10 protein-coding genes are annotated in these 7,658 nt (G+C 63.4%); 5 read left to right on the plus strand and 5 right to left on the minus strand.

From position 1 onward, the window contains the following. The 3 genes from EN969_RS08795 to EN969_RS08805 all read left to right on the plus strand — a co-directional run. A partial coding sequence (locus EN969_RS08795; protein ID WP_127419075.1) for an ATP-binding cassette domain-containing protein occupies positions 1 to 594 on the plus strand: 594 nt, incomplete at its 5' end. Positions 595 to 637: 43 nt separating this feature from the next. After that, a complete protein-coding gene (gene tam, locus EN969_RS08800) occupies positions 638 to 1,405 on the plus strand; it encodes a trans-aconitate 2-methyltransferase (RefSeq protein WP_063168496.1) in 768 nt (255 codons plus the stop codon). Between the two features lie 142 nt (positions 1,406 to 1,547). Continuing rightward, the gene (locus tag EN969_RS08805; RefSeq protein ID WP_027160654.1) at positions 1,548 to 2,669 is read left to right on the plus strand and encodes a beta-ketoacyl-ACP synthase III; all 1,122 of its coding nucleotides are present in this window, start codon (positions 1,548 to 1,550) and stop codon (positions 2,667 to 2,669) included. A gap of 10 nt (positions 2,670 to 2,679) precedes the next feature. On the opposite strand, the gene EN969_RS08810 is transcribed toward EN969_RS08805, so the two are convergent. Continuing rightward, positions 2,680 to 3,246, minus strand: a complete 567-nt coding sequence (locus tag EN969_RS08810) for an isoprenylcysteine carboxylmethyltransferase family protein (protein ID WP_063168495.1) — start codon at positions 3,244 to 3,246, stop codon at positions 2,680 to 2,682. A gap of 197 nt (positions 3,247 to 3,443) precedes the next feature. Here EN969_RS08810 and EN969_RS08815 point away from each other — a divergent pair, with 197 nt between their 5' ends. Further along, the gene (locus tag EN969_RS08815; RefSeq protein WP_063168494.1) at positions 3,444 to 4,061 is read left to right on the plus strand and encodes an MOSC domain-containing protein; all 618 of its coding nucleotides are present in this window, start codon (positions 3,444 to 3,446) and stop codon (positions 4,059 to 4,061) included. Between the two features lie 47 nt (positions 4,062 to 4,108). On the opposite strand, the gene EN969_RS08820 is transcribed toward EN969_RS08815, so the two are convergent. Both EN969_RS08820 and EN969_RS08825 read right to left on the minus strand, forming a co-directional pair. Beyond that, positions 4,109 to 4,948 (minus strand): SDR family oxidoreductase, encoded by an 840-nt coding sequence (locus tag EN969_RS08820; protein ID WP_063170269.1) that lies wholly within the window; start codon positions 4,946 to 4,948, stop codon positions 4,109 to 4,111. A 129-nt stretch (positions 4,949 to 5,077) separates the two neighbouring features. Further along, a complete protein-coding gene (locus EN969_RS08825; RefSeq protein WP_063168493.1) occupies positions 5,078 to 6,043 on the minus strand; it encodes a D-amino acid aminotransferase in 966 nt (321 codons plus the stop codon). Between the two features lie 158 nt (positions 6,044 to 6,201). Between EN969_RS08825 and EN969_RS08830 the strand changes: the two genes are divergently transcribed. Continuing rightward, the gene (locus EN969_RS08830) at positions 6,202 to 6,699 is read left to right on the plus strand and encodes a hypothetical protein (protein ID WP_063168492.1); all 498 of its coding nucleotides are present in this window, start codon (positions 6,202 to 6,204) and stop codon (positions 6,697 to 6,699) included. Between the two features lie 6 nt (positions 6,700 to 6,705). On the opposite strand, the gene EN969_RS08835 is transcribed toward EN969_RS08830, so the two are convergent. Together EN969_RS08835 and tsaA are read right to left on the minus strand one after the other, a co-directional pair. Beyond that, on the minus strand, positions 6,706 to 7,020 hold the full coding sequence (locus EN969_RS08835) for a DUF2293 domain-containing protein (protein WP_013530931.1): 315 nt from the start codon (positions 7,018 to 7,020) through the stop codon (positions 6,706 to 6,708). After that, entirely contained in the window at positions 7,017 to 7,556 is a 540-nt protein-coding gene (gene tsaA / locus EN969_RS08840; protein ID WP_063168491.1) for a tRNA (N6-threonylcarbamoyladenosine(37)-N6)-methyltransferase TrmO, read from the minus strand. The genes EN969_RS08835 and tsaA overlap by 4 nt, the downstream gene beginning before the upstream one ends. Positions 7,557 to 7,658 lie beyond the last annotated feature (102 nt).

A 7,658-nucleotide genomic window follows, 5' to 3' on the forward strand; every position in this document is an offset into this window, starting at 1 on the left:
GGCGCCGGCAAGACGACACTGTTTCGCATGATCACCGGGCAGGAAAAGCCGGATGCGGGTTCTGTGCGCGTCGGCGAAACGGTGAAGCTCGGCTATGTCGACCAGAGCCGCGATGCTCTCGATCCGTCGAAGACGGTGTGGGAAGAGATTTCCGGCGGCGCAGAAGTGGTCAAGCTCGGCAAGTTCGAGGCCAACACGCGCGCCTATTGCGCGTCGTTCAACTTCCGTGGCGGCGACCAGCAGCAGAAGGTCGGCAACCTCTCCGGCGGCCAGCGCAACCGCGTGCATTTGGCCAAGATGTTGAAGACCGGCGGCAATGTGCTGCTGCTCGACGAACCGACCAACGATCTCGATACCGAAACGCTGGCCGCACTCGAAGACGCGCTGGAAAATTTCGGTGGCTGCGCGGTCATCATCTCGCACGATCGCATGTTCCTCGACCGCCTGGCGACGCACATCCTCGCCTTCGAGGGCGACAGCCATGTCGAATGGTTCGAGGGCAATTTCGAGGATTACGAGCAGGACAAGATCCGCCGCCTCGGGCCGGATGCCGTCAACCCGCACCGCATGACCTACAAGAGGCTGACGCGGTAGGGGGGGTTCCGGGCGGCGATCTCAACCGGCATGAGGAGCTCAAATGGCTGATTGGTCCGCCGCCCAATATCTGAAATTCGAAGACGAGCGCACGCGGCCCGCGCGGGATCTTGTGGCGCAGGTGCCCGTCGACTTTCCACGCCGGGTCGTCGACATCGGCTGCGGGCCGGGCAACTCGACCGAACTGCTTGTCGAGCGCTGGCCGGATGCTGAGGTGAGCGGCTTCGACACTTCGCCCGACATGATCGAGAAGGCGCGGGCTCGCTTGCCCGAGGTCACCTTTGATCTGGCCGATGCCTCCAAATGGCAGCCGGCGGAGCCGGTCGACGTGATTTTTGCCAATGCGGTGTTCCAGTGGCTGCCCGAGCATCCCGCAGTCTTCCAGCGGCTGATGGGTTTCCTCGCGCCAGGCGGCGCGCTTGCCATCCAGATGCCCGACAATCTGGGCGAGGACTCCCACCGCCTGATGCGCGAGACCGCCGCCGAATTGCCGTTTGCCGAAAAGCTCAAGGGCGCGGCACGCGGGCCGTTGCCGCCGGTGTCGTCCTACTATGACCTCCTGTCGCCGCTCAGTGATCGGCTGGATATCTGGCATACCATCTACAACCACCCGCTTGCCGACGCGCAGGCGATCGTCGAATGGGTGAAGTCGACGGGCCTGAAACCGTTCCTCGATCCGCTGGATTCCGACGAACGGGCGATGTTCCTCGAAAGCTACACGGCCAAGATCGCCAAGGCCTATCCGAAAACGGCTAGCGGCAAGGTGCTTTTGCGCTTTCCACGCATCTTCATCGTTGCCAAGCGGGCCTGATTATCCATGTTGCACGAGGACCAGTCCGGCCTAAACCTTTGGTTTAAGCCGGCGTAAACCGCCGCGGTGAGAAAACTGTTGCGCCGGAGCGTTCCGGCGCCCACATGAAGCCCGCAACGCCTGCGGATGGGACGGACTGGACATGCATCGCGTCATCATCAGCGGCATCGGCGTTGAAATCCCTGAAGCCACAATCACCAATGAAGAGCTGGTGGCCAGCTTCAATGCCTGGGTCGACGCGGAGAATGCGCGCCGCCTGGGCACCGACGAGCCGCCGCTGGCGAAATCGGATAGCGACTTCATCGTCCACGCTTCGGGCGTGCGCACCCGTCATGTCATCGAGCGCGAAGGCATTCTCGACCCGACCCGCATGTCGCCGCGCATTCCGGCTCGGCCCGACGATGCGCTGTCGCTCGAAGCCGAGTTCGGCATCGCCTCGGCGAAGAAGGCTCTCGAGCATGCGGGGCTACAGCCGTCGGATATAGACCTGGTGATCTGCTCGGCCTCGCATCACCAGCGGCCCTATCCGGCGATCGCCATCGAAATGCAGGAGGCGCTGGGCACGAAGGGCGCAGGCTTCGACATGGGGCTCGGCTGTTCTTCGGCGGCGGCGGCCTTGCACATCGCCGTCAATTTGGTGCGGTCGGGCGCGCACAAGCGCATTCTGGTGACGACGCCCGAGATCATCACCGGCCATCTCAATTTCCGCGACCGGCAGACGCATTTCATTTTCGGCGACGCTTCGGTGTCGATGGTGGTCGAAGGCCTGGCCAAGGGCGACAAGCGGCCGGGGCGCTTCGAGGTGCTCGACACGCGCATCTGGACGCAGATGTCGAACAACATCCGCACCAATCTGGGCTACCATACCCGCACCGCCCAGGATGATCCCTACATGATCAATCTGGAAGGCAACCTGATCAAGCAGGTCGGCAACAAGGTGTTCAAGGAAGTCACCGTCGCCGGGCAGAAATTCATCGTCGAATTCCTCGCCGAGCACGGGCTGACGCCGCAGGCGATCAGGCGCTTCTGGCTGCATCAGGCCAATGCGCGGATGAATGCGATGATCCTGAAGCTGTCGTTCGGCCACGAGGTCGATCACGACCGCGCGCCAATGGTGCTGGAGCGGCTGGGCAACACGGCGGGCGCCGGGGCCATCGTCGCGCTGTCGGAGAACCACGCCGATATGAAGCCGGGCGATTTCGGTCTGATCTGCGCCTTCGGCGCGGGCTATTCGATCGGCGGCGCGCTGCTGAGAATGCTTTGAGGCTGCCGCGTCATGCTGGTGCGAACGGCACCAGCATCGGAACGCGCGCGGCATAGTCGTCATAGGCGCTGCCCAGTTCGCCGCGCAGGAAATTTTCTTCCAGCCTGGCTTTCGTCACGATGCCGATGATGAGCAGCGCGGTTCCGGCTATGCCCCACATGGTGCCCTTGGCTGCCATGGTGGCGAGGATCGCCAGCAGCAATCCGGTGTAGATCGGATGCCGGACAAGGCCATACGGGCCGGTGTTGACGACACGGTGCCCGGCCTTGGCGGTGATGGTGCCCGACCACAGCCTGCCGAGATGCAGGCGCGCCCACCAGGCAAAGGCGATGCCGATGGCGATCAGGGCGACACAGATCCAGGCTTCGGGGAGATCAGGCATCCACAGCCTGAGCCGGCCTTCATAGCCGTGCGCCGGAATGAACAGCAGCACCGCGCCGGCTATCCAGAGACCCCGATAGCGGGCCTCCGCCTTGAACCCGGCGCGCTTCTGGGCAGGGTCGGACCACAAAGCGGCGACGGCCCAGCTTCCTGCCCAGATCAACCAAAGCAACGTGATTGCCGTCACAGGTCGCATGATCAGCCTCCGCAAACCGTCTGGACGTCACTATGAAACCGGCACCGCGCGCCGGCAATGCGGTGCGAGATCGATGACAGGTAAGAAAAGCGTGATCGCGATCCTATCGGTGCTGTTGATCGGACGATCAGCACTTTCGACTGGACGCCGCGAAGCGCGCCCGGCTAATTCGCTGGATGACGAATAGAAAGAACGCCATGCCGGATCTCTTCCCCGAGGCTGAAAAGCCGGTTGAAATCATTGCCGCGCGAAAGCTTGCCGCCAGGGCGGCAGCGCTTTACGTGGCGCCGGCGGATCATTTTCAGACGCGCCCGGTGGACGAATTGCGGCTGGGTTTCGACGGCATTTCAGGCGATTTCCATGCCGGGCCGACACGGCGCTCGGGCGGGCGCGAGCCCTGGTATCCGCGCGGCACTGAAATGCGCAACGAACGGCAGCTGTCGATCGTGGCAGCGGATGAACTCGCCATCGTCGCCGAGCGCATGCGCCTGGCCGAGATCAGGCCGGAGTGGATCGGCGCCAATCTTGTGATCGAAGGGGTGCCGAACCTCTCCATGCTGCCGGCCGGCACGCTGCTGTTCTTCAAGGGCGGCGTGACAGTCAAGGTCGACGCGCAGAATGGTCCGTGCCGCATCGCCGGCCGGTCGATCGCGGAGAACGCCGGAATGGCCGACGTCGAAGCCGGCGCTCTGCTGTTCCCGAAAGCGGCGAAGCGGCTGCGCGGCATTGTCACCTGGGTAGAGAAGCCAGGCACGGTTAGGGCAGGCGAAGAGATATCGCTGCGCGTGCCGGAGCAGTGGATTTATCAAGCCTGAGGGCCGGCTACGCCGCCCATGGAGCGGCGCAGCAAAAGCGCTGGACTTCAGCCCTTGCGGTTCTTCTTCACGCCTTGCGCCATGATGGAAACGTCGTCCCACTTCTCCCAGGTGGCAATGCGGTTGGCGTATTCCTGCTTGATCATCGGCAGGCCGCCATCGCCGAAGAATACCCGCAGCGGCGGCTCGGCGGCGTCGACAATGGCCAGCATGGCCGGCCCGGTGGCGTCTGGATCGCCGGCGACCGAATTGGCGCGGCGCTCGGCCATCTTGGCACGGGCGGGCGCATAGGCCTCGATCGGTTGGGATACCTTGGCCGACGGCCCGGCCCAGTCGGTGGAGAAACCGCCCGGCTCGACCAGCGTCACATGGATGCCGAATTCCGCGACCTCGATGCTGAGCGACTGGCTGAAGGCCTCCAGCGCCCATTTCGAGGCGTGGTAGAGGCCGAGCGAGGCAAAGGCATTGACGCCGCCGATCGACGAGATCTGGATGATGTGGCCGGAACGCTGTGCCCGCATGATCGGCAGTGCGGCCTGAGTGACCCACAGAGCGCCGAAGACATTGGTTTCGATCTGGTCGCGAGCTTCCTGTTCGCTGACCTCCTCGATGGCGCCGAAATGGCCGTAGCCGGCATTGTTGATGACGACGTCGAGCCGGCCAAAACGCTTGTGCGCCTCGGCGACAGCGGCATCGACGGCTTTCTTGTCGGTGACGTCGAGCTTTATCGCGGCAATCCTGTCGCCGTATTTCTCGACGAGATCGGCGAGGGTGCCAGCATCGCGGGCGGTTGCCGCGACGCGGTCGCCTCGGGCGAGTGCAGCCTCGGCCCAGACGCGGCCAAAGCCCTTCGACGATCCGGTGATGAACCAAACCTTGTTTGTCATGATCTTGGAGTCCTTGCCCCTGCGGGCGTGATTTTGGATGAAAGCGGAGGCTTCTCCGCTTTCGGGCATATACGGTCGATCCTCTGATTTTCCAGAGGCGACGGGAATCTTTTGACAAAGACGCCTGAATTATCGGAGATAATTCACCTGAGACGACCAGGCCGGGTCCTCGTGCTTTTGCCAGTAGCGCGCCATCAGCCGGCTGGTGATCGGTCCGACCTTGCCATTGGCGATCGCCGCGCCGTCGATCTCCGTCACCGGCATGATGCCGCCCGCAGTGGAGGTGATGAATACCTCGTCGGCCTCGCGCAATGCGGTGACGCTGAGATCGGTCGCCGTGGCGGCAAGGCCTTCTTCTGCACAGAGATCGAAGACGGTGCGGCGGGTGACGCCGGGCAGCACGCCGGTGGCCGGCGTCGACAGTTTGCCGTCCTTGACGCAGAAGACGTTGAAGCCCGGGCCTTCGGCGACATTGCCGTTGAAGTCGAGGAGCAACGCGGTCTCTGCACCGCGGTCATAGGCATCGTAGAGGCCGCGCACCAGATCGAGCCAGTGGTAATTCTTGATCGCCGGGTCGATCGAGGCCGGCGGAATACGCATCTTGTCGCTGATGGCGACGCGCAGGCCGCGCTGCAGCTGCTCGGCATTGGCGACCGAGCCGAACGGCACGGCGAAGGCCATGAAGCGGTTGACCGCCTGGCGCGGGTCGCGGCTGAAGGTCGGAGAGGCGCCGCGCGTGCACAGCATTTCGACATAGGCGGCGCGATGACCGGACAGCGCTACGCAATTGTGCAAGATTTCGGTCACGCCGTCGCGGTCGAAGGGAATGGTCATGCGCAGCTTTTCCAGCCCGCCGAGGAAGCGGTCGAGATGCAGATCGAGGCGGAAGAAGCGGCCGTTCCAGACATGCACGGTGTCGTAGGTTGCGTCGGAATGCAGAAAACCCCAGTCCAGCACCGAGATCTTGGCCTGCGACATCGGCAGGTATTGGCCGTCGAGAAAGGCGATGCCGTCGGGGTAGGAATGCGGGTCGACATGGCGGTCGCCAACCACGGGCAGTTGCTTCTCGTCCTGTGTCGTCGCCGTGTGGCTCATTGGGGCTTCCTGTCACGCAAGGCAAGATCAGTAGGCTATCGGCGCTGGGCAGAAGGCATAGAGCCACCCGCCCGGTGCTGTTCGGCCTCGATGACGATCTCGTCGATACATTGGATCGGAATTGCCTTAGATTGCGCGCTCTGAACGGGAGGGGGAAGATGGGCAGGCTTGGGGCCGTCATAGCAGCCATGACGATGTTCGCCGCTGCGGGCGAAGCCAGCGCCCAGTGCGCGCGCGAAGGCGATGAATTGTGCCAGGGCGGGCAGACCTATCGCTGCGAGAAAACCGGCAGCGAATTGACACCGATCTTCCAGAACCTGCCTTGCGCGGTGCCGTCGCTGAGCGGCACCTGGGTCGGCAGCGGCCATCAAAGCCCGGCGGGTGACGCCGGGGCCGACTGGCCGATCGCCATGACCATCAACGATGGCAGCGCGTCGATCGACTATCCGTCACTCGGTTGCGGCGGATCGCTGTCACAGACGTCCAGTGACGGCATTTCGGCGGAATACCACGAGAGCATCACCTACGGTCAGGACAAATGCGTCGACGGCGGCAACATCACCGTCAGGTTTTTCAAGGGAAATCTGTCCTGGACCTGGATCGGCCAGGCCGATGGTCAGCCCTATAATGCGGTCGCAGTGCTTAAGCGGAAGTAGCCGTGGTCATTCCTCCTCGTCATCCGCGTCGAGCAGGCGCGTCGCGCGCCAGCGAGTGAGCACGACGTTGGTCTGCTCGATGACGAAGAAACGCGCCGAGTCGCGGTCGTAACCTTCGCTCAGCAGTTTCTCGTAATCTGTGTGCATGTGGCGGATATGGGCAATCGTCGCCAGCCATACGGCGATGCCTGGTGGCAAGGTCTTCATGTGGACCGCGCCGGCGTCGCCGCGGATCTTCTCCATGTCGGCATAGGGTGCCAGCGGCAGAAGTGCTGTCAGCGCCTTGGCGATGGCGCGGCGGCGACCGGTGGGCGCCGTCATCGCCGAACCCCGTTGGGCTCGTCGCGCCCTTCGATGGTCGCCTCGGCAATGGCGTCGGTCGAGGCGAAATAAGGTTTGATGTCGATGACCGGAGTGCCGTCGAGCACGTCGATGGCGTCGAGATCGATGCGGCCGGTGTTTTGGTCGAGCCCGACGAGCCTGGCCACATGCAGCCCGATTGGGTTGGGGCGGGCAGGGGAGCGCAGCGAAAATACGCCTTTTGCTTCGGCCGCATGGCGTGGTTTCTGCACAATCAGGTCCCGCGGCGCGTGATGCAGCCAGGACAGGATGATGACGTGGCTGGCGCGCTCCAGCCCCCGTAAGCCATTTCGGTAGGGCGCGTCGATGGTCAGCACTGCCTTCTGCCCGGTCTCGCGCGCGGCGCGCATGTTCTTCGGGCAGGTTTCGCGCGTCGTCCACGGCGAGGCAATGCGGCCGATGAAGACGATGCCGTCATCCGGCGGCATCAGTGCGGGATCGTTTTCCAGCCTCTGCTCGCCTTCGCGGGCCTCGAACATCTCACGCGGTCCAGTCATGGCCCATGTCTCTTAAAACGCCACACAAGCGGCATTTTCTTGTCCGGAAGCGACATAGCGCTTGCAAGGTTTCGAAAACTGACATAAACATATGTTTATATC

Source organism: Mesorhizobium sp. M7A.F.Ca.CA.003.01.2.1 (assembly GCF_003998945.1).
GTDB classification, from domain to species: domain Bacteria; phylum Pseudomonadota; class Alphaproteobacteria; order Rhizobiales; family Rhizobiaceae; genus Mesorhizobium; species Mesorhizobium ciceri.